Annotated in this window: 25 protein-coding genes; 2 read left to right on the top strand and 23 right to left on the bottom strand. The window is 46.8% G+C overall.

Annotation, left to right across the window (positions count from 1 at the left end; translation table 11 throughout):
- Positions 1-52 precede the first annotated feature (52 nt).
- The 4 genes from ald to ACTRXI_RS14015 form a co-directional block, all read right to left on the bottom strand.
- Positions 53-1,174: an alanine dehydrogenase gene (gene ald, locus ACTRXI_RS14030; RefSeq protein ID WP_474263553.1), complete on the bottom strand. Its 1,122-nt coding sequence runs from the start codon at positions 1,172-1,174 to the stop codon at positions 53-55.
- A gap of 103 nt (positions 1,175-1,277) precedes the next feature.
- Positions 1,278-2,519: a PucR family transcriptional regulator gene (locus ACTRXI_RS14025; RefSeq protein ID WP_474263551.1), complete on the bottom strand. Its 1,242-nt coding sequence runs from the start codon at positions 2,517-2,519 to the stop codon at positions 1,278-1,280.
- 130 nt (positions 2,520-2,649) lie between these two features.
- Complete coding sequence (gene rlmD, locus ACTRXI_RS14020; RefSeq protein WP_474263549.1) at positions 2,650-4,059, bottom strand: 23S rRNA (uracil(1939)-C(5))-methyltransferase RlmD; 1,410 nt, start codon at positions 4,057-4,059, stop codon at positions 2,650-2,652.
- Complete coding sequence (locus tag ACTRXI_RS14015) at positions 4,046-4,945, bottom strand: DNA-3-methyladenine glycosylase family protein (RefSeq protein ID WP_474263547.1); 900 nt, start codon at positions 4,943-4,945, stop codon at positions 4,046-4,048. The genes rlmD and ACTRXI_RS14015 overlap by 14 nt, the downstream gene beginning before the upstream one ends.
- A gap of 265 nt (positions 4,946-5,210) precedes the next feature.
- On the opposite strand from ACTRXI_RS14015, the gene ACTRXI_RS14010 reads away from it, so the two are divergent.
- Positions 5,211-6,743 carry an AbgT family transporter gene (locus ACTRXI_RS14010; RefSeq protein WP_474263545.1) on the top strand — a complete coding sequence of 511 codons (1,533 nt, stop codon included), beginning with the start codon at positions 5,211-5,213 and terminating at the stop codon, positions 6,741-6,743.
- Positions 6,744-6,782: 39 nt separating this feature from the next.
- Here the strand turns inward: ACTRXI_RS14010 and ACTRXI_RS14005 are convergent, their stop codons facing one another.
- The 6 genes from ACTRXI_RS14005 to ACTRXI_RS13980 all read right to left on the bottom strand — a co-directional run bounded on the left by ACTRXI_RS14005 (position 6,783) and on the right by ACTRXI_RS13980 (position 10,937).
- Positions 6,783-7,388, bottom strand: coding sequence for a histidine phosphatase family protein (locus ACTRXI_RS14005; protein WP_474263543.1), 606 nt, complete (start codon positions 7,386-7,388; stop codon positions 6,783-6,785).
- Positions 7,388-7,579 (bottom strand): SE1561 family protein, encoded by a 192-nt coding sequence (locus tag ACTRXI_RS14000; protein WP_474263541.1) that lies wholly within the window; start codon positions 7,577-7,579, stop codon positions 7,388-7,390. Before ACTRXI_RS14000 ends, ACTRXI_RS14005 begins: the two co-directional genes overlap by 1 nt.
- Positions 7,576-8,901: an MATE family efflux transporter gene (locus tag ACTRXI_RS13995; RefSeq protein ID WP_474263538.1), complete on the bottom strand. Its 1,326-nt coding sequence runs from the start codon at positions 8,899-8,901 to the stop codon at positions 7,576-7,578. The genes ACTRXI_RS14000 and ACTRXI_RS13995 overlap by 4 nt, the downstream gene beginning before the upstream one ends.
- An 87-nt stretch (positions 8,902-8,988) precedes the next feature.
- Positions 8,989-9,375, bottom strand: coding sequence for an OsmC family protein (locus tag ACTRXI_RS13990; RefSeq protein ID WP_474263536.1), 387 nt, complete (start codon positions 9,373-9,375; stop codon positions 8,989-8,991).
- 182 nt (positions 9,376-9,557) lie between these two features.
- On the bottom strand, positions 9,558-10,358 hold the full coding sequence (locus tag ACTRXI_RS13985; protein ID WP_474263534.1) for a VLRF1 family aeRF1-type release factor: 801 nt from the start codon (positions 10,356-10,358) through the stop codon (positions 9,558-9,560).
- 153 nt (positions 10,359-10,511) lie between these two features.
- Positions 10,512-10,937: a hypothetical protein gene (locus tag ACTRXI_RS13980; protein WP_474263532.1), complete on the bottom strand. Its 426-nt coding sequence runs from the start codon at positions 10,935-10,937 to the stop codon at positions 10,512-10,514.
- Positions 10,938-11,153: 216 nt separating this feature from the next.
- Between ACTRXI_RS13980 and ACTRXI_RS13975 the strand changes: the two genes are divergently transcribed.
- Positions 11,154-11,315, top strand: a complete 162-nt coding sequence (locus tag ACTRXI_RS13975) for an FbpB family small basic protein (RefSeq protein ID WP_474263530.1) — start codon at positions 11,154-11,156, stop codon at positions 11,313-11,315.
- Positions 11,316-11,467: 152 nt separating this feature from the next.
- Here ACTRXI_RS13975 and ACTRXI_RS13970 read toward each other — a convergent pair whose 3' ends face one another.
- The 13 genes from ACTRXI_RS13970 to cysC all read right to left on the bottom strand — a co-directional run bounded on the left by ACTRXI_RS13970 (position 11,468) and on the right by cysC (position 22,008).
- A complete protein-coding gene (locus ACTRXI_RS13970) occupies positions 11,468-11,917 on the bottom strand; it encodes a ferritin-like domain-containing protein (protein ID WP_322525980.1) in 450 nt (149 codons plus the stop codon).
- A gap of 104 nt (positions 11,918-12,021) precedes the next feature.
- A complete protein-coding gene (gene msrB, locus ACTRXI_RS13965; RefSeq protein ID WP_474263528.1) occupies positions 12,022-12,465 on the bottom strand; it encodes a peptide-methionine (R)-S-oxide reductase MsrB in 444 nt (147 codons plus the stop codon).
- Positions 12,452-13,003 carry a peptide-methionine (S)-S-oxide reductase MsrA gene (gene msrA / locus ACTRXI_RS13960; protein WP_474263525.1) on the bottom strand — a complete coding sequence of 184 codons (552 nt, stop codon included), beginning with the start codon at positions 13,001-13,003 and terminating at the stop codon, positions 12,452-12,454. The genes msrB and msrA overlap by 14 nt, the downstream gene beginning before the upstream one ends.
- A gap of 139 nt (positions 13,004-13,142) precedes the next feature.
- Complete coding sequence (locus tag ACTRXI_RS13955) at positions 13,143-13,658, bottom strand: type 1 glutamine amidotransferase domain-containing protein (protein ID WP_322525983.1); 516 nt, start codon at positions 13,656-13,658, stop codon at positions 13,143-13,145.
- A 64-nt stretch (positions 13,659-13,722) separates the two neighbouring features.
- On the bottom strand, positions 13,723-14,739 hold the full coding sequence (locus ACTRXI_RS13950) for an LLM class flavin-dependent oxidoreductase (RefSeq protein ID WP_474263523.1): 1,017 nt from the start codon (positions 14,737-14,739) through the stop codon (positions 13,723-13,725).
- Positions 14,740-14,755: 16 nt separating this feature from the next.
- The gene (locus ACTRXI_RS13945; RefSeq protein WP_474263521.1) at positions 14,756-15,346 is read right to left on the bottom strand and encodes a ribonuclease H1 domain-containing protein; all 591 of its coding nucleotides are present in this window, start codon (positions 15,344-15,346) and stop codon (positions 14,756-14,758) included.
- Positions 15,347-15,402: 56 nt separating this feature from the next.
- Entirely contained in the window at positions 15,403-16,713 is a 1,311-nt protein-coding gene (locus ACTRXI_RS13940; protein WP_474263519.1) for a lysine N(6)-hydroxylase/L-ornithine N(5)-oxygenase family protein, read from the bottom strand.
- Between the two features lie 180 nt (positions 16,714-16,893).
- On the bottom strand, positions 16,894-17,637 hold the full coding sequence (locus ACTRXI_RS13935) for a TspO/MBR family protein (RefSeq protein ID WP_474263517.1): 744 nt from the start codon (positions 17,635-17,637) through the stop codon (positions 16,894-16,896).
- Positions 17,638-17,755: 118 nt separating this feature from the next.
- A complete protein-coding gene (locus tag ACTRXI_RS13930; protein WP_474263514.1) occupies positions 17,756-18,574 on the bottom strand; it encodes an aldo/keto reductase in 819 nt (272 codons plus the stop codon).
- Positions 18,575-18,649: 75 nt separating this feature from the next.
- Positions 18,650-19,105 carry a precorrin-2 dehydrogenase/sirohydrochlorin ferrochelatase family protein gene (locus ACTRXI_RS13925; protein ID WP_474263512.1) on the bottom strand — a complete coding sequence of 152 codons (456 nt, stop codon included), beginning with the start codon at positions 19,103-19,105 and terminating at the stop codon, positions 18,650-18,652.
- A complete protein-coding gene (locus ACTRXI_RS13920) occupies positions 19,098-19,850 on the bottom strand; it encodes a sirohydrochlorin chelatase (RefSeq protein ID WP_474263509.1) in 753 nt (250 codons plus the stop codon). The genes ACTRXI_RS13925 and ACTRXI_RS13920 overlap by 8 nt, the downstream gene beginning before the upstream one ends.
- Before the next feature lie 12 nt (positions 19,851-19,862).
- Complete coding sequence (cobA, locus tag ACTRXI_RS13915) at positions 19,863-21,320, bottom strand: uroporphyrinogen-III C-methyltransferase (protein ID WP_474263507.1); 1,458 nt, start codon at positions 21,318-21,320, stop codon at positions 19,863-19,865.
- 76 nt (positions 21,321-21,396) lie between these two features.
- Positions 21,397-22,008 carry an adenylyl-sulfate kinase gene (gene cysC, locus ACTRXI_RS13910; RefSeq protein ID WP_474263505.1) on the bottom strand — a complete coding sequence of 204 codons (612 nt, stop codon included), beginning with the start codon at positions 22,006-22,008 and terminating at the stop codon, positions 21,397-21,399.
- Positions 22,009-22,014: the final 6 nt, after the last annotated feature.

Raw genomic sequence — 22,014 nt, 5'->3', positions numbered from 1 at the left:
TTATTTTCCCACAAGAAAACGGGGCACCCGCTCCGGCGCCCCGTTCCACATTTTACAACATCGGAAGTATTTCGTCTAATGATGCGTAAGGATAATTTAAATCCTCTGCCACTGCCTGATACGTTACTTTTCCCTGAGCTGTATTCAATCCTTTGCCAAGGGTCGGGTTATTGGTAAGAGCTTTTGCCACGCCCTGGTTTGCAATCTGAAGCGCATAGGGAATGGTTACGTTAGTTAAAGCAATTGTAGACGTTCTTGGAACCGCGCCCGGCATATTTGCCACAGCGTAGTGCACCACACCATGTTTTTCATATGTCGGCTGATCGTGCGTCGTTACCTGGTCGGCAGTTTCAATAATGCCTCCCTGGTCGATCGCCACGTCGATCAGCACAGAGCCCCGTTCCATACTTTTCACCATTTCTTCTGTCACGAGCTTCGGTGCTTTGGCTCCGGGAATCAGGACCGCCCCGATCACCAGGTCCGACCGCTTTACTTCTTCCGCCAGGTTCAGGGGATTGCTGCTAAGCGTCTGAATCTGGCCGCCAAAGTCTTCATCAATCTGGCGGAGTCTCGCCGGGTTTAGATCGATAATTGTTACGTTGGCCCCGAGACCATGGGCGATGCGTGCAGCGTTCGTGCCGACAACCCCTCCGCCGATTACCGTTACGTTGGCCTTTTTCACTCCGGGCACTCCCGAAAGCAGGACGCCCTTGCCCCCGTGTACGCTTTCCAGAAACTGAGCTCCAACCTGGGCTGCCATCCTTCCTGCTACTTCACTCATTGGTGTTAAGAGCGGAAGTGTATGGTTTTCCTCGACTGTCTCATAAGCTACTGCAGTGACTCCGTTTTCGGTTAATGCTTTCACCAGTTCAGGTTCAGCAGCAAGGTGCAGATAGGTAAACAAAATCAAGTTTTCCCGGAAAAACTGATATTCCGAAGCCAGAGGTTCTTTGACCTTCAGTATCATCTCTGCCTGCTTCCATACATCTGCGGCCTCCGGAATAATTTTTGCCCCAGCTGATTCATATTCTTCATTCGAAAATCCGCTGCCTTCTCCGGCATGGTTTTCAACATATATATGATGGCCCGCTTGTGTTAAATGCACAACCCCCGCCGGCGTAATCGCTACTCGATTTTCATTGTTTTTAATCTCTTTGGGAACCCCTATAATCACGATGCATCGCCTCCTCTAATACCTTTTCTATTAGTATAGCGTGTTTCCGGGCTATAAGCATTGGCGGATTAAAATAATATTCCCATTATCCATTTGTGATTTTTCACAATAGGTTTGTGTGTTTTTCTTTCAGCAATTCCAATTCCAGCAGCAGCGTCCATTTTTCATGGGCACTGGAAAGAGTCACACCTGCAATTGCCTGCATCCTTTTTAAACGGTAGGTCAGCGTATTGGGATGCACATGAAGTATCTTAGCGGCGGCGTTAACGTTGCAGTCTTCGCTCAGATAGATGTAAAGCGTGCTCAAAAGCTCCGTTTCATTTTCTGCATCATAATCGGATAGACTTTTCAGGGAAGGGTGTGTAAATGTTTCTTCCTCCCGCCTCTGTAAAAGAACTGGGAAAAAGCGGTAATAGCCTGCTTCATGCAGAAAGTAATAATGGAAGGGAAGCTGGCGAACCTGTTTTTTTAAATCAAGCATGGTCAATGCCTGCCTGTAACCGCCCGCCACCTCCATATACTGATGACAGATTTCAGACGCAGCAATAGCCGTTAAAGTATCATCGTAACGTTCGTACCATAACTCATGCATCTGACGTAAAAATGCTGAGATTGTTGCTTCTATATTTCTGCTTTCAAGTCCGTACAGCATGAGAATAGCCCGGTGCTGATCATATGTTTTGAGCATCACCTTCACCCGCTGCGAAATCGTCAGCAGATAGGTGAGCCGCTCCCAGGAATTGTGCTCAAGCTGTTCTGAAAACTCCATGATTACAATGGAATACTGCTGTGGCCGCCCCGGAAAAAAACGAAGCATTTGGCGCTCTATGGCCTGCTCATCCGTTTCATCCCCGGTCAACAGACGCCAAAAATATTCCTGATGGTCCTGCTGTGCCGGATTTCTTGGGTGAAACTGCCGCTGGAAACGCTCACCACACACAACCGCTGCCGAGTGAAGATCCTGCTTTGCCTCTTCTGAAAGAGGCGTTTCGCCCTCCACCACCCATATATAGCCTATTACTGTCTGCTTTTCCTTGACGGCTACGGCCATCCTGGTTCCGAGTCCTATTTCATCAATAGCGGAAATGGAGACCGGCTCACTCTGCTGATGAAGGCTTGGTATCACTCCTTCATTCCATAAACGGTGAATCACCTCTTCCGGCACGCGCCTCCCCATGATAGTCGCCGTACGTGCTCCGTCAGTGACCTGGGGGTGACCGCTGTAGGCGAGCAGACGGTGCGTCGAATCCTCAATGGTAACCGGGCCTCCAAGTGCTTCACTGATAAAGTCGGCAAATTCATTTAATGAATCGGCAGTATGCTGCCAAAGCTGCTTTTCAAACATAGTTATGCGCTCTCCTTCCAAGGTTTATAAAAAAAGGTAGAGCAGCAGATTTGCCAGGATGGTAAGAATAATGGAGACAATCAGGCTGATACCGAGCCAGTATAAACACATTGCAGTTCACCACGCATATTTATTTTTTGCCTTTTTTCTCCGGTTTGTATACAAAAGGAACTACAGCTTCCACCTGGGATGTCTGCGGGAACATATCCACCGGCTGGGCATATTCTGGATGGTACCCTGCTTTTTTCAGGTACGCGGCGTCCTTGGCCAGGGTGGATGGATTACAGGATACGTACACAAAACGTTTAGGCTTCACCTTTCCAATCGTGTCCAGCAGTGCCTCTCCGCAGCCTGTACGTGGCGGATCCGCCACTACTACATCAGGGCTCCAGTTTTCCCGCTGCCACTGAAGCATCATTTCTTCGGCTTTGCCATGGTAGAACCTGGCATGGGAAGCTCCTGCCTGTTTAGCATTTTTGTTAGCGTCCTGAATGCTTGCTTTAATCATATCCATGCCGCGTACTTCCTTAGCATCCGAGGACATCCAAAGGCCAATTGTGCCGCTGCCGCAGTAGGCATCGACCACTTTTTCACGGCCTGTGAGCTTTGCCGCTTGCTTCGCTTCGTCATAAAGCGTGGAAGCCTGCTCCGAGTTCAGCTGAAAAAATGCTTCCGGGGATAAATGAAAGGAAAAGTCCTGCATGTTGTACTTAATTGTATCTTTACCCCACAGCCGCTTGGTCGTCCCGCCAAAAACAGTCGGGCTGCTTTCATTCTGCACATGATGATGAATTGACTTTATTTCAGCGAACGAAGAACGCAGGAAATCCACCAGCTCTTCCTGCTCCGGCAGATCCACCGAAGACGTCACAAGCGTGACCTGAACCTCGCTTTTTTGTTCATTTGCCCGCACAACGATGGTTTTAACCCCTTTTTGTTTACTCGTGTGTACCGGCACCTCTTCATCCTTCATAAATACGGTAATTGCTTTTGTAATTTTATTTAGAATCGACTTTTCCACCATACAGCCGACATTGGTGAGGTCCACCAGCTGATTGGAATCACTCGAATACAGACCCGCTTCCACTCGCCCTTTCTTTCCCTCGCCTGTCTGCCACTGGCTTTTATTCCTATACCGCCATGGATTTTCCATCCCGATCGTTTCACGAATTTCCGGCACGACGGGAGCATAGCGTTCAAATGACTGCAGCACCAGATCCTGCTTCATCCACAGCTGTTCGTCGTATTCGGCATGCTGCAGCTGGCAGCCGCCACAGATTTTATACACCGGGCAGGGAGCTTTCTGCCGGCTCGGCGAAGCTTCGCGGATATACTTAATGCTTGCGATCGCGCGGTTCCGTTTTACTTCCTCGACCTGGCCGACAATCACTTCCCCCGGGAGCGCCCCCTCCACGAAAACAGCCTGGCGTTTAAAATATCCGATTCCTTCACCGTTAATACCTATTCGTTTAATGGTCAGCGGAAATTCCTGACCCTCCTGCAGCGGCTGGCGCTGTTCAAATTTTTCATTTTTCGGCACGTGTATCTTCTCCTTTATCTGGTATTTCCACATGAAGCCATAAATAAATACTTGCATAGCTGTTGTACGGGCTCCACCGGCTGGACCATTCTGTTATTTCCGCCTTAGATGGTTTCGCTTCAAGTCCCAGCAGCTTCTTTAATCCATTTTGAACGCCAATATCAGCAGCGGGCATCAGGTTTTCTCTTCCGAGTCCAAACAGTAAAAAGCATTCTGCCGTCCAGGGCCCTATTCCCCGGTGCTTCGTAAGCTCCCGTATAACCTCCTCATCAGGCTTTTTCTGAAGAGCACCAATATCAAGCGTACCTTGCGCAATGCTTTTTGAAATATCCACTACGTATTCCGCTTTCCGGCGGCTGAACTGCAGCTTTCGAAGTTCATCAGGATGAATAGCTGCCACAGTCGCAGGGGCGGGGTAAAACCATACACCATCTTTATAAGTGCCGTATGTCTGAACGAATCTTGTTGAAAGAGTATAGGCAAAGGCCATGTTCAACTGCTGATGAATAATTGTTTTTATAAGACAGCCGTATAAGTCAAAGTCACAGGTGAGCGGCGCACCGTAAAACCGATGAAACAGCGGCTCTAATTCCGTCTGCTGAAAATGCCCGGCTGCCTGAGCAAGTGGCTGATGAAAACGAAAAATACGTTCTATTTTATCCAGAGCTTCCTGTTCTCTCTTCTCCGGGGCCTCTACATATACATAAGTCTCCGGTTGATGTTCAACAAACGCAACAGTTACTGTATCAAGCTGCCTATCACCCGGCAGAGGCAGCTTCACCTTTCTTTTATCGATATCTACATTATACAGCGGATCGAGTGCCATCCGTTTCAGCATCAGCTGAACATCGTATACGGATGGGATCTGCCTTATTATCTGCTGCACAGTAATTACGTCCTTTCATGAAGCTTTGTTATTTTATCACGTTTACCCCTATTCACGCGACCTGCTCTCTGGGACGCTTAAAATTCTGCCATATTTTCTATTTTTAGGATAAAAGTATTAATTTTCAATAAATTGTTAATTATTTTTTCCGTTCTATTTTCCTATTCTCGATGAAATGGCTTTCTTCCTTTGTTTTCGTTCATTACAATAATCTTTGTGTGCCTGTGATACTTTCGTCATTTCTAAACGAATTAGGAGGTAAATTATGAGCTCTTCTGCACAAAAATCAACCGTGCTGCAGCGGTCACTGAATTGGATTGAACGAGTTGGGAATAAGCTTCCCCATCCGGTTACTCTGTTCGCCATTCTCGCCGCGCTTGTATTGGTATTGTCTGCCGTTCTTTCTGCTGCCGACCTGCAGGTAGAATCTCCGGGAGAAGAAGGAGAAACGGTTCAGGTAACCAATCTGCTTTCATCGAGCGGAATCGAATACATATTCACCAGTATGGTGGACAACTTTATTAACTTTGCCCCGCTCGGAGTGGTGCTTGCTACCATGATCGGTATCGGCATTGCGGAGCGCACCGGACTTATCAGCGTGCTGCTTCGCGGTTTTATCCTGTCTATCCCAAAATCTTTAATTACCTTTGGTCTTGTTTTTGCCGGTATTATGTCAAGTGTCGCCTCCGACGCCGGCTACGTAGTTCTTCCGCCTCTAGGTGCTATTCTGTTTGCCGCACTCGGGAGGCACCCGCTCGCAGGCCTTGCTGCTGCCTTCGCCGGGGTTTCGGCAGGCTTCAGTGCCAACCTCCTGCTTTCCGGTACCGATGTCCTGCTCGGTGAGTTGACAATCCAGGCGGCGTCCACCATCGATCCGGCCTACGCCGAACAGATGAATTTGGCGATGAATTACTACTTCATTTTCGTCTCCACATTTTTCCTGGCTGTCATCGGTACACTTGTGAGTCAGTTCGTCGTCGAACCGCGGCTCGGAGAATACAAGGGCGACTACCGGGAGAGCCTCACTTCATTAACGGGAACGGAAAAGAAAGGAATCTTCTGGTCGATGGGTTCAGGGCTTCTGACCATTATTCTGCTTGCCCTGCTCATTGTTCCATCTAATGCTCCGCTTCGCGGTGAGGGAGGGGCCGTCGTTCAGTCACCGTTTATGGACTCCCTCGTTGTCGTCATTATTATAGCCTTTTTCATTCCCGGGCTTGTATACGGTATTGTGACAAAAAATATTAGAAACGATACGGATGTCGCCAATCAGCTTTCTGATACGATGGCGAGCATGGGCATGTTCATTCTGCTCGCATTCACAGCCGGACAGTTTGTTGCTTATTTTGAAGAAACCAATCTTGGAACATTTATGGCTGTGTACGGCGCGGATTTTTTACAGTCAATTAATCTTACCGGCATTCCTTTAATTTTAGTATTCGTATTAATTGTCGGTTTCATCAACCTGTTTATCGGAAGTGCCTCTGCCAAATGGGCCATACTCGCGCCTGTATTCGTTCCGATTATGATGCAGCTTGGCTATTCGCCGGAACTGACGCAGATGGCATACCGTGTGGCAGATTCATCCACCAACATTATTACGCCGCTGATGACTTATTTTGCGATTATTATCGCGTTTGCCCAGCAGTATGACAAAAACATGCGCATCGGGTCCCTGATAGCAGTTATGCTTCCGTATTCCGTCGCATTCCTCCTGTTCTGGTCCCTGCTGCTTGTCGTATGGATGCTCACTGGCATTCCGCTTGGTCCAAACGGTCCGATTGAATACAACGGCTAAACGTTTAAAAGCAGGAGCTCCGGCTCCTGCTTTTTTATGCTACTCCAAATGTGTAATTCGGTTGATGTATTGAATAGAAGCACGTTCTTTTCGAAAGTGAATCCGGGATACTCCTGTATTGTCGATACGCATGGAACGCTGGAGCGATACCCAGTTGTCTTTGGCCAGTAAATACATAAAGAAGATCGTAATAAATCCTCCGTGCGAAACGACAGCAATCTGATCCTTATCCTTCCATTCCTCGGTCAGCTTATAATACAGCCACGCACACCGCTCGGTCAGATCGTTTTTTGTTTCTGCCCCTTCCACTTCAGCAGTTAAAAGATCCCTTCCGATAAGATCCGGGAATTCGTTTTGAATCACGTCTCTCGCCTTTCCTTCAAGCACACCTAGATGTACTTCGCGAAGCCGCTCGTCGGTGGATACGCCCACCGGCTGAAATTGTGCCATTGCCTCCGCGGTCGCAGAAGCCCTCATTAAATCACTTGCAATTACAGCGTCAAACTGAATACTGCGAAAGTAACTGCCAAGCGCTTCTGCCTGCGTCTGTCCATGCGGGGTTAATGGATAATCCATCGACCCCTGCAGCACCTGGGCATAGTTTCCTTCTGATTCCCCATGCCGGATAAAGTAAACATCAGGCATTATTCATCCTTCCAATCCGGCTGAAACTGACGGCATTTAACCCGCAGCTGCTCCACCATTTCTTCGAGTCTCTTCATTTCCAATTCGGAGCCTTCTTCAGGATCAATGTTATCCACCATTGTCGAAAGCAGATGCAGACGCTGTTTTATATACTGAAGCTGCTGATTCTTATCGTGTACTGGGGTGCTCATGACGCTCCTCCTTTTTTCTTTTCTTCTTTGAATATATCAATACGGTTCCAGCCGCCAAAAATATAATAGCTGACCGCAATTACAGCGCTGATCACGAAGCTGAGGCCTATGCCGAGCGCAATTCCGTTTTCCCCTATTCTTTCGGAAAAGAACCAGGCAAGCGGAAAACGAAGCACCCAGAAAGAAATAATATTCAGGGCAAGCACCTGGATCATTGCCCCAGAACTGCGCACAATACCGTTCAGCACGAAATTTATCCCTAAAAACGGATAAAAGAAAGCAACAATCTGCAGATACGTTTTACCGTATTGAATGGTGGCTTCGTCATTTACAAACAGCCCCATCAAAAATTCAGCCAGTAAAAAGACAGCGGTGCTCATCGTGATTGAAACGATTAAAATTAAAATTAACGCATTTTTCGCAATTGAGCTGATACGGTCCCAGCGGTTCGCTCCGATATTCTGTCCAGCCATACTTGTAATAGCAGAACCGAGCGTAGTTGCCGGAAGCATAATCAGGCTGTCCAGCCGCTGGGCTGCCCCGTATCCCGAGAGAACCACAGAGCCAAACGACGTTACCACTGTCATAATCGCCAGCTGCCCGCCGGAAATAGCCATCATCGACAGTCCTGCCGGCAGACCCAGTTTCATTATACGCTGAAATTCTGCTTTTTCGGGGATGCTTGGCACTGCGAATGGAAGTCCCTTCACAAGAATCATATAGACGACTCCGAATACAAACGCGCTTCCCTGGGAGATAACCGTCGCAATTGCCGCTCCCTGAATGCCCATATCAAAGCCTGAAATAAACAGCGGATCGAGAAAGATATTCAGCCCGACAGCCATCATTATAAAGCGAAGCGGGGTTTTACTGTCGCCGACAGCCCGCAGAACAGTACCTATAAAATTATAGCCAAATAAAAAGACAATGCCGATAAAGTTAATGCGTAAGTATATGACTGCACTTTCCAGGATGTCCGGCGGTGTCCCCATCCACGTCAAAACGGTTGGAGCTGCAAAAAAACCTATCGTTCCGAGAATAATTGCAAGCGTCCCTAAAACGGATACAAAAGCATTCAGAGAACGCTTCAGACCCTCATCATCATCCGCTCCCACCCTCTGGGAAAGCACTGTTAATGTTGCACTGTTAATTCCTATAATAAAGGAAAGCACAGAAAATAAAATCGTAGCAGCCAGTGAAACCGCACCCAGGGCGCTCGCGCCGATTAAGTTACCGACCCACAGGCTGTCCACGATTTGATAAGAGCTTTGAAGCAGGTTCCCAATAAAAATCGGAAAGGCGAATATCACCATTTTCTTCATGATACTGCCTTCCGTGAAGTCTAGCTGGTTACGTCCGGCATTTGCCATACTTTTCTCTCCAATTCTTTTCCAAGACCTCTTGCACTGTTAGTCGGAAGGAAGTTCGAATGTTTCTGTAACCGCAATGCTGTCTTTTACTGACTGGACCATCGAACAGTTTTTCTTCGTCCATTCCATGTTTTTTTGCATCTGAGCTTCTGTTACGTTTTCTGCTTTTACGATAAAATGCAGATGAACAGCAGTTATTTTATTTGCCTGCTTTTCATCCCGTTCCACCTCTGCCTCAATTTGAATATCATGCACTGTCTGGTGTCTTTTATTCATTATTTTGCGCAGCACTCCGCCGCTGCAAACAGCAATCGAAGAAGTCATCAGCTGAAAAGGGCGGAAGCCATACTCTTCTTCCCCGGACACAGACAGCTCTCCGTAGTCTGTTCTTGTTTGAAATCCTCCGTCAGTCATCGAAAACTTCATTCTATTCACCTCTTCAATAGTATCCTTCGTGTTGTATCTTATCTAAATATAAGCCTATCTCCAAACAAAAGGTATTATATCAAAAACTGAGGGATTTTGTGCGGAGACCTAAAAGCCTGAAGCTGTTTTATTCACGAAAAAAGCAGCTGCTATAATGATAGCAGCTGCCTCAGCCGTACTGTTTAGCGTACGTTTTCAGGATAAATTTCATTTAGGATTTCATGCGTTGGAGTGGAAATCAAGTTTTTATTAATGACTTCTTCCACTCTTCCACCCATGTTATCTTCCAGGTCTTTAGCATATTCTTTATCGCCGATAATATATGCTGTATCAAGACCGCGGTTTTTCATCTGTTTGTTGATGACAGGAGCCAGGCTCTTGTACCAGCGGTGGCGATTTTCTTCAAAACGCTGCTGAACTTTATCCACTTGTGTAGAACCTGCAGCCGTACGGTCAGCTGATGCTGTACCTTTATACTCCTGCCAGTCCTCGCTGTCCACGTCCCAGTGGAACTGCATTTCTTCGCGGATTTTGCCCATCGAGGTATCGATCAGGTAAACATCCTGCTTGTTTGTAAGAAGAATCGCTGTAGGCGGGAAAGTTTTTTCCAGTTTTTCGAGCTGCTCGGTCTGCGGCGTTGGCTCCCACATTACTTCTGTCTCCACCGGCACCTGGAAAATGTCTGCTTCCCAAGTAGATCCGTCGCCGGATGCAAAGATAATAACACTCTTCTGCAGATCAGAACGATGGTCCTCAATGTATTTTTCGATATCATCGGTAATTTTTTTGATCGCATTTTTTTCATCTTTTGTTTCGCTCTTGTCTGCGTACTGCTTTAAGCCGTTAACAGCCTTTTTGTATTTAATCTTCCATTCTTCACTAGGCTGGCCGCCTTCACCAATATCGGTGTTCAAATAAAAGGACACAAAACCATATTCATCCTCTTTATTTTTTAGCTGTTTTAAATTGTTCGTAATTCCCATTGTCTGTTGCCCCTTTCCGTGACTGTGTTAACTATTCAATTACCATTCTACAAAGTGTATTTCCTTCGAACAGGAACGGTAAACGTCAAATACAATAATATTTTCAAACCAATAAAAAAAAGCAGGTTCAAATGAAAGAACCTGCCTTTTTTATTAAGAGGACTGGGTGTTGTCAGCACTCTGCAGCTGGCCTGAGCTGTTGTTTGAAGAGCTGCTTTCAATAGCAGTACTTTCTTCTTTTAGCTCTTTTAATTCACCAGTAGTTTCAAGCGTCGTCGTTTTTGCTTTCATCAATGTTTCTTTCAGACTGTTCACCCGGTTGACGATTTCCTGGATATCTGTGCTTGCTGACTGGAGCAGCTCAGAATAATAATTTGACGTTTCTCTTAATGTAGAAATGACTGATTCCCTGTTCTCTGAAAGAAACTGGGATGTGTTGTTCAGTGTGGAAGCTGTTTGTTTCGTACCCTCTACAATAGGGGAACGGGTTTTACGTGTACTGAGCAAAACAATAACGGAGACGACGCCTCCAAGAATTAAACCAATTTTGAGTGCTGTGTTTCCATTTTCCTCTGCCATCACTATCCATCCTTTCGACTCTGCATATATTATTACCTATACCACATTTTACATGAATTTATTCTTTTTTACTTTATCTTATCAAAAAAAATCTACCTATCAGGAAACTATTGTGCTTTTGATCACATTTTCATGATTTTATGGTTTGTCAAACGAGTAATATAGGGTAAACTAATTGTCAGCAGGAGTATAATAGAAAGAAAGGAAGATGTCCGCATGAGAAAACCGCAGAGACTTTCATTTGAAGACTTAATGGAAGCAAATAAAAATGAACTCAAGGGCAACAAACAGGCACTTGATTCTATAGACCGCAGGCTTGACGAAAAAAAATCCAAAGAAGTCTATGTCCGCCCGGCCACTAAAAAACGAGCCAACTAATAGCGCTGCAAGGATGGCACCCCTTCAGATATTTCTATGCCATCCTTATATATTGTCTCTTTTAATTTTTGGAATTTTTCGTTAAATAAATCCGTAAGCATACCTTCCTGCAATAAAAAAAACCGCCTTTCGGCGGCTTTTTCCTCTGTATTTTACAGATCGGAGTCTTCGAGAATCCGTTCAATTTCTTCTTTATGACCGGTCTCATCAGAAATAAGGTCTTCAAGTTTGTTTTGAAGCTCGATCATGTTCAGCTCTTCTGCCTGCTGGGCGCGTTTTGTGTAGCGCTCAATTGTGTCTGCTTCAGCGTCACGCGCTGCTTCAAGCATTTCGCGCACTTGGAATGTCTGCTTCACGTCAGCAGGCTTTGTGGTCGGTGTACCGCCAAGTGTACGAATTTTAGAAGCCAGGTATTGAGCGTGGCCCTGCTCGTCACCGATTTCATCTTCAAACAGTGGTCTGAGCATTGGTGTGTGAATGCCGGAAACCACAGCTGCATAGTTTGTATACATAATAGCTGCTGCATATTCGTGTGCTAAGTCGACGTTAAGTCCATCGATTAATTCCTGTACTTTAGGATCGTTTTCTCTTACGCGTTCCATGAATAAATTCCTCCTGTCGTCTGTTTAGTGCAATTGATGTTTTCTCATAGTTGCAGCCTTCCAAAGTATATTTTACCCTTTTTCAGGCTGAAAAAACCTCTTTTTTATTTGAACAGGTATAGATATTCGCTGTAACCCTGCTCTTCAAGCTCATTAACTGGGATAAATTTAAGGGCAGCCGAATTGATACAATACCGTAAACCTGTTGGTTCAGGCCCGTCCGGAAATACGTGTCCAAGGTGGGAATCTGCTTCGTCACTGCGGACTTCCGTTCTTCTCATCCCTAAAGAATCGTCAAAGCTTTCTTTAACTTCGCTTTCCTTTAAAGGCATGGTAAAGCTTGGCCATCCACAGTTGGAATCGAATTTATCCTTTGAACTGAACAAAGGCTCTCCGGAAACTACGTCTACATACAGGCCTTCCTCTTTATGGTTCCAGTATTCATTTTCAAATGGGCGCTCGGTGGCATCATTTTGAGTTACTTCATACTGTATCGGGGTTAAACGCTGTTTCAGTTCTTCTGTACTGTATTTCTTATTGGTGCTCATTCTGCTCACTCCAGTAATTGTTTATAAATCCTTCACGGCCGGAGCCCTTCCGGTACATCATATAGTGAAAACGATTTTTGTGATGATAATCCTGGTGATATTCTTCGGCCGGATAAAATACCCCGGCTTCCCTGATTCTCGTTACCACAGGTTTTTCAAACGGGCCATTTTCATCAAGCTCCTGTTTGGAGGCTTCAGCAAGCCTGCGCTGTTCTTCATCATGGTAGAAAATATTCGTCGTATAGGATTCCCCGCGGTCATTAAACTGACCACCCGGATCTGTAGGGTCAATCTGGCGCCAGAATATTTCAAGCAGCCGTTCATAAGATACCACCGATGGGTCATATTTCATTTGAATAGCTTCTACGTGACCGGTAGTTTCTGAACATACTTCCCGGTACGTCGGATTTTCTGTATGACCTCCGGTATATCCCGACATAATATCGTAGACACCTTCCTCCTGTTCAAAAGGGCCCACCATACACCAGAAACATCCCCCGGCAAAGGTGGCAAGCTTCGTACTTTGTTCTTCTGCCATAATATTCACCCCAATCTCTCATGTACTGTTAATTATAACATTTCTTCATTTGATTTCCTGTTTATGTGCTCACCCTGAATCTTCTTCCGTTCATCTCATTCAATAACAAAAGGCCAGCTCTACGGCCGGCCTCTCGGTCTTATTTTGCTAATTGTTTCAGAGATTCGCGGTTAAATGCAGGGATGTCATCCGGCTCACGGCTTGTAACCAGGTTGTTGCAAACGACTACTTCTTCATCATGAAGCTTCGCTTTCGCATACTCCATATCTGTCTGAATGGATTTAAATCCTGTCGCATTACGGCCTTCGAGCGCTTTTGCTGTAATAAGCAGCTGCGGACCGTGGCAGATTGCAAATACCGGCTTATCATGATCCATGAAGTATTTGGCGAAATCCACGAATCGCTGATCGCCGCGAAGCTGATCCGGAGAAAATCCTCCTGGAATAAGAAGAGCATCAAAATCTTCCGGCTTCACGTCTTCAATAGAAGCGTCGACGGTTACTTTCGCTTCTCCCTGTTTACCGGTAACGGTTTTGCCTTTCTCATTTTCGATTACGGTAAGTTCATGACCTTCTTTTTCGAATGCTTCTTTCGGGTCTGTGAATTCCACATCTTCAAAAAGATCTGTAAGGACTACTGCTATTTTACTCATCATATATCACCTTTCCTGGATATAATCTTTAGTCACACAGATAAGTTTACCCAAGTCCCTGCTCATTCTAAACCTGGCGGCCGTTTATTTTAAACCGGTCGGCAATCCGGCGCATCGAAGCGGCCTTTTCTTCAAATGACGGGGTCATTCCTACAGTCATAATTTCTTCAGCACCATAAGCTTTTTCCAGCCATTTGAGCTTTTCCTCCACCTGATCTATCGTTCCAACCGCGTTATGATACCGGTTTTTTTGAAACATGTCTTTTTCTTCATCCATATACGTAACGTCTTTAATCATTTCATACGACGGTATACCGAGCAGTCCGAGTCCCTTAGCCGTCACGGAGGAAACGTAATCACTTACCGCCCTCCATTCTTCCGCCTGCTGTTCGGACTCTGCTGCGAGCGCCGAAACCACCAGCATAAAATAAGGAGCCGGACAGATGCTCGAGGGCTGAAAATGTTCATGATAATAATCAGCTGCCTGAAAGCCTTCATCCGGATTGATAAAATGAGCGAAGCAAAACGGCAGGCCGTTTTCTGCCGCTGTTTTAGCACTGTCCCGGCTTGAGCCTAGAATCCAGACTGCCGGATTCACCTGAGCCCGGGGCGTTACCGGAGCGTAGTCATACAGCCCTTCGTATTTATTGCCTTCCGGGGATAAAAAAGTTAGCAGCTCTTTCAGCTGTTCAGGATACCTCGCTGCATTCCTTGACCCTCCTTCGTGAAGCGCCCTTGTAACGTTTGGCATGGCTCCCGGAGCCCTGCCCAGACCGAGATCAATACGATCTCTGTAGAGCGAAGCGAGCACTTCAAATACCTCCGCTACTTTAAAGGCACTGTAATGCGGGAGCAGTACTGCACCGGAGCCAACTTTTATACGTTTTGTGCATGCAGCCAGATGGGCAATTAATACTTCCGGAGCGCTCCCGGCTATGTGCTTTGTGCCGTGATGCTCAGAGACCCAGAACCGGTGGTAGCCGAGCTCTTCAGCGATACGGGCGTATTCCCCGGTCCAGGCGAATGTTTTTTCCGGCGTTTCTCCGTAGGGCATGATGGATTGATCGAGTATACTCAGTTTCACGGTTTCCCTTCTTTCTTTACTTGCGCTGATAATCCGCTTTAATTTCTCCCCAGTTTTTTGTATCCCATTTATAAATTGGATTCTTCCACGTATGCTCCTTCAGCCATTTTTCTGCCTGGCGGATCTCCTCCCAGATTTCCCGGCTGTCCGCGTCTTCAAAAAGCGTCGAATTCGCTTTTTTCTTTTCCACCCAGCCAATGGCTGTCGCCGAGTCCGAATATACAGGTATTCCGCTCTCCTTTTCTTTTAAGTACCGGAGCGCGTGCACGATCCCTAGAAATTCCGCCATATTGTTTGTGCCTTTTTTAAACCCGGGATGGGCAAACACAATTTCTTCCGTTTTCGTATAGACGCCCCGGTATTCTACCGGTCCCGGGTTGCCGTGGGAGCCGGCGTCTACAGAAATACTTTCCATTATGTAGCTGCCATTTTCAGCTTCAGGTTTTCCTCCGGAGCCGTTAAAAGCTGCCTCTGCTTCTTCATATGAAGGAAACGACTTAAATTTCGCTCCTTTGAACCCCTTGACCTGCTTTTCACATTCAGCCCAGGTGCTGTAAATTCCAGGATTTTTTCCTTTCCATACTACATACCATTTCTTTTTCGCCATTTGTCTCTCTCCCCAGGAAAAAAGAACGTCCCCAACCAGCAGAGACGTCCAATTTCTTATTCTTCTTTTGCTGAAAAGCGCTGGAATACCGTATCCTTCTGCACCGGATAGCGCTCAAATCCGCACAAATTATTAATGATTGTTTGATTTCTTACAACGGATAAAGATAAATTCGTCGCAGCTGTGCCGTGCGAATGATCGATATTTGTGAGCATGTATATATGATTATCACGGCCGTCCTTAAACTGAAGTCGATAATAATCATCAATCATGTAATGGTCCGCGTCTTCCTTTTCCACAAGCTCTCCGTAATTCTGAATCCACTCCGGGACGCTCGGCTGAAAACCGGTGGCAAGCACGACTTTATCCGAAAAGCAGCGGAACGTTTTATCCTGCTGCCATTGACGGAGCTTCAACTGATAGCCCCCCTCCACCGACTGAATATCCGACAGCTCAGTGGCAGCCTGGAGCACAACATTTGGATCTTCCCGTTCGATAGAACGATGATAAAGAAGATCGTATATTTTTTCAAGCGTAGGCTGCTCGATGCCCTTTCTCGCATGGTCGAGCTCCGGAAGTGTCTCGAGCCTTGTTTTAATATCGAGTGACCGGAAATATTCAACAAAATCCGTTGAAAAAATCTCGCGGGCGACCTTCGCGTCCTCGGCCTGGAAAAACTGGGGGGAGCGGGTAAACCAGTTCAGCTTATAATGAAAATGCTTCTGATCCTGCAGGAGGTCATGGAAAATTTCTGCTGCGCTCTGTCCGGAGCCAACAACGGTGACCTCGTCTCCACTCTTCAGCTCCTCCTTGCGAAAAGAATAATCGGCCGCATGATAAATCTCATCACTCTGCTGCCTTTCAATATTAGGAGGAAGCATCGGTGCTGCTCCTGTTCCCACTGCCACATTTTTTGTATAAAAATATTCCTTTTCCCCGCTGCCCGTATTTTCCGTTGTAATTTTGTAGCAGGACACTCCGTCCCAGCTGCTGTCAGCAACCTCAAGCACCCTCTGCCCGAAAAGGCAGTACGGAAGCTGGGCAGCCACCCACTTTCCGTACGAGTCGTATTCTCTTCTTGGCACCTTCAGCTGCTTGTTAAAAAAGAACTGAAACATGCGGTTATGCTTATGCAAATAATTTAACAGCGTAAAACGGCTCGTCGGATCGGCAAAAGTTACCAGGTCAGCAAGAAAGGAAGAATTCAGCACTGTACCTTCGAGCAGCATTCCCGGATGCCAGGCAAATTCATCCTTTTCATCTAAGAACACGGCTTCTATATCGTCCACTGGTTCAAGCAGGGCGGCCATGCCAAGATTAAACGGCCCAAGCCCGATTCCTGCTATATCATAAAGTTTGTTTTCCAACCTGATCACCTCTAAATTAAGTACTTCCGGCTTCAATCAAAAAGTCCAGCAATTCCGCTGGACTTCCATTCCGTATTGAAAGGCTGCCGGAAACCTTTGTCTCTATACGAATTTCCAACTTTGTAATCAAGTTCTATTTTCCCTTCCTCTGTTAATATTAATCACTTAATATAATTACAATTAAATGAATTTCCTTTTAGGACGGAAAAACAGCTGCACAAACAGAATCAATGCAGCCACAGCCGCCGTCCATGCTACCAGATTTACTTCCTGCCAGCGCTGCACAAAAATACCGGTAAACGCCCATACAAATACCAGCGTATATAAAACATCGCCCGTTTTTCTATAAAACAAAATCACAGCAGCAGAAGCTGCAGTAATCGCAAGAGCAGTCCACCAGCTGCCGTCGATAATCCATCCGCGTACACCACTCGCTGTAAGTACAACACCGATGTTCGTAATAGAGGCGACTGTAACCCAGCCAAAATATACACTGATTGGTATCAGCAGAAGCCCCCGGCGCGGGCTCGTTTTAATTTTCATATAGATAGCACCCAGGCTGAGCCACAGGCCCAGAATAGCCGCCATCGTCCCGTAAAATATTTCATAATGAAATAAGAAAAGCCACAGAACGTTAAATATACAGGATAGGATAAATGTATAACCGATGCCTGCATATATATGCTCTTCCGTCGGTTTTGCGAAAAAAGCACGCAGCACCCACAAGATCATCAGCAGATAAATAACGCCCCATATCGAAAAAACATAGCCTGCAGGGGTGAATAGTACATTGAGGCTGTCCGAGATGCTGCCGGTAGTCTGGCCGTTTAACGGCAGAGCGTTGGCAAGCCCGTTGACAGCAATGACTACCGCCAGTGCGAAAGCATTCAGGAGCTTAAGCTTCATAGAAGGAATGGAAAACATAAACAACCACCTTTGATTAAAAGACCTGGGGGCAGCTTCTTCAGCTGCCTATATATTCTATGTTCATTTTAAAAAAATCCTCCGGTCAAAATTGGCCGGAGGATTATGGAGTTTCTTTTTAGTTGATTTCTGCCGGTCTTGGCCCTTTACGTGCGCCTTTATCCAGACGATTAATGGTCGCCATATCTTCATCCTCAAGCGCAAAGTCAAACACATCGATGTTGCTTTCAATGCGTTCCGGTGTCACTGATTTCGGAATGATGATCGTATCATTTTGCAGATGCCAGCGCAGAACGATCTGGGCCGGATTTTTCCCGTGCTTTTCTGCAATGTTTTGAATGTGTTCATCACCAAGCACTTCTCCGCCCTGCATGATAGGGCTCCATGCTTCCACATAAATGTTTTTCTTTTTGCAGTAATCCTTTAATTCATTCTGGGCCAAGTAAGGATGGCATTCCACCTGGTTTAATACCGGCTTCACTGTGCATTCGTTTAAAATTCTTTCCAGGTGCTCCACCTCAAAATTACTTACGCCGATGGCTTTTACTTTGCCGTCTTCGTAAAGCTTTTCAAGCGCCTGGTACGTTTCTACGTAATCGTCATTTGCCGGCGTCGGCCAGTGAATCAGATATAAATCCACATAATCGAGTCCCAGGCGTTCCAGGCTGGCGTCAAATGCCTGCAGCGTATTTTCGTAGCCGTGATCAGAGTTCCATACCTTTGTCGTAATAAAGAGATCTTCTCTCGGAATTTCGCTCGCTTTAATCGCACGGCCGACTCCTTCTTCATTTTTGTAGATCATTGCCGTATCGATAGAACGATAGCCGGAGTTCAGCGCGTGAGTAACAGCCCGTTCAGCTTCATCATCACTTACCTGAAAAACACCGAAGCCAAGCTGAGGCATTTGCAGCTGATTGTTTAAAGTTACGTAATCCATATTGTATACCTTCTTTCTGTATATGCTGTGACTATTACTGTATACCCGCTGTTCTTTAAATTACACCTGCAGGATTCACCGTTTTTTTATAAGACGCTGGAGATAGTGCTTCCACTCCTTTACGCTTGCCGGCTTATTGCTGCCGCTTGAAATGGAGATCTGCACCCCGTCTTCCATGAATGAAGCCGGAAAAGCTACATTACCAATTGAAGGGTTATCGGCACCGTTCACCAGCTGCCAGGGATGCTTATGCCTCGCAATCATTTGCTGGGCTGATTGATCCCCGGAGGCGGACACAATCAACCACGCGTTCTCCAAATCCTCCGGTTTGCCCATTTTTTGCTTCCAGTCCACCTTATTTTCTTCCCAAAGCTTTTTCAGTCCTTCAGAAAGCTCCGGTGCCACAATCGTTACAGCAGCATTTGCCTTTAACAGCTTGCCGGCTTTACGTTCCGCCACCCTGCCGCCGCCAATGATTACAGTTTCCCTCATTTCCAGATTTACAGCTAGCGGAAAAAGAAAGTCAGACATGAATGCCTGCGGCTTTTTCAAGCGTTTCAGCGACACGGGATTCAAGCACCGGAAGCAGCCGTTCGTCGAAGCCTAAAAAGTCGCACCTTGTAAAATGCCCGGGTTTGGCCTGATTGTAGTGGGCTGCTGCTTCGTCCATCTCTTTAATGAGCAGTCCGACAAACATTAAATAAGGCAGAACGTATACTGGCCGCTCTCCTTCAGCCAGCTCTTTCATTTTTTCCTGAAACCCCGGCTCGGCGGCGGCCAGGAAAGCTGTTTCCACCCTCGAACGGCCGGTATGCTTCTCAAGCTCTCCGGCTATACGGTAAAAGTCTTCGATTGCCCCGGGATCCTTTGCACCTCTTCCTACAAACAGGATGACTGCTTCTTCCTCCGGCACCCACCCTTTTACCCGGAGACGGTCCAGGAGAAGATCGTTAATACGGTCATGAACACCAAAAGGGTTCCCGTATTGAATAGTCACTTCAGGGTGCATCTGCTGCACTTTTTCGAGCTCTTCAGGAATATCTTTTTTGATATGACCGGCTGAAAGCAAAAGCACCGGCACAACAGCCAGGGTATCGGCACCATTTTCAATGCACTCAACAGCGCTTGTGACGATATCCGGCTCTGCCAATTCCAAAAAGCAGGTTCTCTGCTCGTAATCCGGGAAAGCAGCTCCCGCTTTTTTCGTAAAAGCTTTTACCTGTTCATTGCCCTCGGGGACTCTCGTGCCGTGTCCAACAAACAAAATAGCTTTCATGATCATTCCTCCTTAAATAATAGGGCTGAAGCAATCTTGAATAGAGGCAGTGACTGCCTGCGCCGAAGCCTCTGCTGTCGTATCCACATGGATTCCGTATTTTTCAGCCTGCTCTTTCGTGCGTTCACCAATGCACACTACTGTTTTTTGCGACCACCACCGGCCAGCGTCTCCATTATACAAGTCATTGATTTTCCCCACAGCTGTCGTGACAGCTTTTCTACATGGGAAAATCACTGTATTAATGGAGTTATCCATCAGCAGCCGCTCAAGTGTATGATCTGAAGACACGGCACTCTTTAACACATGCCCTATGTCACTGCTGGCCTGGGGACCGATTTCTTTTATCCAATCTTCGCTTCCAATAGCATGAACGCTCTCTGTATGGCCCCACCGCTCTTTCGGACGAAATTCGGGAAGAACGCCGTAGTCCTTCCATTTTTCTTCTGCCCGGCGGGTTGCGGCTGTAAGAAGGCAGGTTACCTGTCTCAGGTCCAGACGCCAGTTCTTTAACTGAGACACAAACGCTTCAACGTCACTGGCTGTTTCAAATACAATTTCATCATAGGGGAGATCCTTTTGTAGGTGGATAAGCTCCGGCAATGTTTCTTCCCATACCGGCCCTTCATACACCTCCGCCCCCTGACTCTTCCAATCACTGCTCCATCTGCCTGCACCCGGTGTTGTCCGCACATGCCATATGTAGCGGCCAAACAATGGAAGCTCTTCAAACCAGGTGGAGGACGGTCCAGCTTTAACGACGTTGCCTACCAGCGTAATCGAAGGGTTTTCAATCGCATGCTTCTGTACAATATCATTGATATCTGCCAGTGTGCCTTTAACTGTCCGCTGCTTGGAATATGTGCCCCACTCGACTACCATCACGGCCGTATCCTTAGGCTTTCCCGCTTCTATGAGCCGCTTCGTTATAAAAGGCAGGTTTTTGACCCCCATGTAAAAAGCGACTGTATCAATGCTTTTGGCAAGCGGTTCCCAGTCCAGGTCCGGCTCTCCAGTTTCCTTTTTCGTATGGGCCGTAATCGCTGCAAAGCTTCCCGAATAATCGCGGTGAGTTACAGGTACTCCGGCATAAAGCGGGGCAGCTATACCAGAGGTGATGCCCGGAACAATTTCGTACTCGATACTGTTTTCCTCCATCACGGCCGCTTCTTCCCCGACTCTTCCAAACACACCAGGGTCGCCGCCTTTAAGACGTACTACCCGTTTTCCCTCCCGGCTTTTTTCCACCATCATTTCCTGAATCACTTCCTGCCGCAGAATATGCTTCTGCGGCAGTTTTCCACAGTATATACGTTCCGCTTCAATCGGGGCCTGTTCCAGAAGAAGCGGGTTGACCAGCCTGTCATAAAAGATGACGTCCGCCTGCCGGATGCACTCTGCTCCGCGCACGGTAAGAAGACCTTCATTTCCGGGCCCTGCTCCTACTAAATAAACTTTTCCAGCTGCCACCCAACCCCTCCTTTCTCTTTATTAAATGGTAAAAAAGGACACGGCTTAACAGCCCGCGTCCTCTACGTATCTTTCTTTATTGTTCTTCGATGTAATCCCAGTTCACTAACGCGTCCACCACTTCCTGGGCAGATTCTTCAATGGATTTTTGTTCCGTATTTACCGTGAGCTCCGGGTTTTCCGGCTCTTCATAGGGAGCGTTGATCCCGGTAAAGGAAGGAATTTCTCCGGAGCGGGCTTTTTTATACAACCCTTTCGGGTCCCGCTCTTCACACGCTTCGAGGCTCGCCTCTACGTACACTTCGATAAATTCTCCTTCCGGGAGCAGTTCACGCACTTGATGGCGGTCCTCCCGGTACGGGGAAATAAAAGCAGTGCTGACAATCTGGCCGCTGTCAACGAACAGCTTTGCCACTTCTCCGATGCGGCGGATGTTTTCTGTCCGGTCCTCCGGAGAAAAGCCAAGGTCCTTATTCAGGCCGTGGCGGACGTTATCTCCGTCGAGCACGTAGGTATGACTGCCCCGTTCAAAAAGCTTCCGGGAAACGGCGTTTGCGAGCGTGGATTTACCGGATCCGGAAAGACCGGTAAACCATAGCACAAAGCTTTGATGCTTATTTTTTTCCTGACGTTCTTCTTTAGATACCGAGGCATCGTGCCAGACGATATCGGTGGATTTAGACCCCATCGTTTT

It is taken from the genome of Marinococcus sp. LNHM4E3-1, assembly GCF_056034405.1.
Note: the sequence above shows the minus strand (reverse complement) of the source record. Positions and strands in the feature narration are given on the sequence as shown.

What these genes read in the sequence shown, in the direction of transcription:
- ACTRXI_RS14025 (WP_474263551.1), bottom strand. Translation starts at nt 2,519, where the DNA reads ATGTTTGAAAAGCAGCTTTGGCAGCATACTGCCGATTCATTAAATGAA.
- ACTRXI_RS14010 (WP_474263545.1), top strand. Translation starts at nt 5,211, where the DNA reads ATGAGCTCTTCTGCACAAAAATCAACCGTGCTGCAGCGGTCACTGAAT.
- ACTRXI_RS14005 (WP_474263543.1), bottom strand. Translation starts at nt 7,388, where the DNA reads ATGCCTGATGTTTACTTTATCCGGCATGGGGAATCAGAAGGAAACTAT.
- ACTRXI_RS14000 (WP_474263541.1), bottom strand. Translation starts at nt 7,579, where the DNA reads ATGAGCACCCCAGTACACGATAAGAATCAGCAGCTTCAGTATATAAAA.
- ACTRXI_RS13995 (WP_474263538.1), bottom strand. Translation starts at nt 8,901, where the DNA reads ATGAAGAAAATGGTGATATTCGCCTTTCCGATTTTTATTGGGAACCTG.
- ACTRXI_RS13990 (WP_474263536.1), bottom strand. Translation starts at nt 9,375, where the DNA reads ATGAAGTTTTCGATGACTGACGGAGGATTTCAAACAAGAACAGACTAC.
- ACTRXI_RS13985 (WP_474263534.1), bottom strand. Translation starts at nt 10,358, where the DNA reads ATGGGAATTACGAACAATTTAAAACAGCTAAAAAATAAAGAGGATGAA.
- ACTRXI_RS13980 (WP_474263532.1), bottom strand. Translation starts at nt 10,937, where the DNA reads ATGGCAGAGGAAAATGGAAACACAGCACTCAAAATTGGTTTAATTCTT.
- ACTRXI_RS13975 (WP_474263530.1), top strand. Translation starts at nt 11,154, where the DNA reads ATGAGAAAACCGCAGAGACTTTCATTTGAAGACTTAATGGAAGCAAAT.
- ACTRXI_RS13970 (WP_322525980.1), bottom strand. Translation starts at nt 11,917, where the DNA reads ATGGAACGCGTAAGAGAAAACGATCCTAAAGTACAGGAATTAATCGAT.
- msrB (WP_474263528.1), bottom strand. Translation starts at nt 12,465, where the DNA reads ATGAGCACCAATAAGAAATACAGTACAGAAGAACTGAAACAGCGTTTA.
- msrA (WP_474263525.1), bottom strand. Translation starts at nt 13,003, where the DNA reads ATGGCAGAAGAACAAAGTACGAAGCTTGCCACCTTTGCCGGGGGATGT.
- ACTRXI_RS13955 (WP_322525983.1), bottom strand. Translation starts at nt 13,658, where the DNA reads ATGATGAGTAAAATAGCAGTAGTCCTTACAGATCTTTTTGAAGATGTG.
- ACTRXI_RS13945 (WP_474263521.1), bottom strand. Translation starts at nt 15,346, where the DNA reads ATGGCGAAAAAGAAATGGTATGTAGTATGGAAAGGAAAAAATCCTGGA.
- ACTRXI_RS13935 (WP_474263517.1), bottom strand. Translation starts at nt 17,637, where the DNA reads ATGTTTTCCATTCCTTCTATGAAGCTTAAGCTCCTGAATGCTTTCGCA.
- ACTRXI_RS13930 (WP_474263514.1), bottom strand. Translation starts at nt 18,574, where the DNA reads ATGGATTACGTAACTTTAAACAATCAGCTGCAAATGCCTCAGCTTGGC.
- ACTRXI_RS13925 (WP_474263512.1), bottom strand. Translation starts at nt 19,105, where the DNA reads ATGTCTGACTTTCTTTTTCCGCTAGCTGTAAATCTGGAAATGAGGGAA.
- ACTRXI_RS13920 (WP_474263509.1), bottom strand. Translation starts at nt 19,850, where the DNA reads ATGAAAGCTATTTTGTTTGTTGGACACGGCACGAGAGTCCCCGAGGGC.
- cysC (WP_474263505.1), bottom strand. Translation starts at nt 22,008, where the DNA reads ATGGGGTCTAAATCCACCGATATCGTCTGGCACGATGCCTCGGTATCT.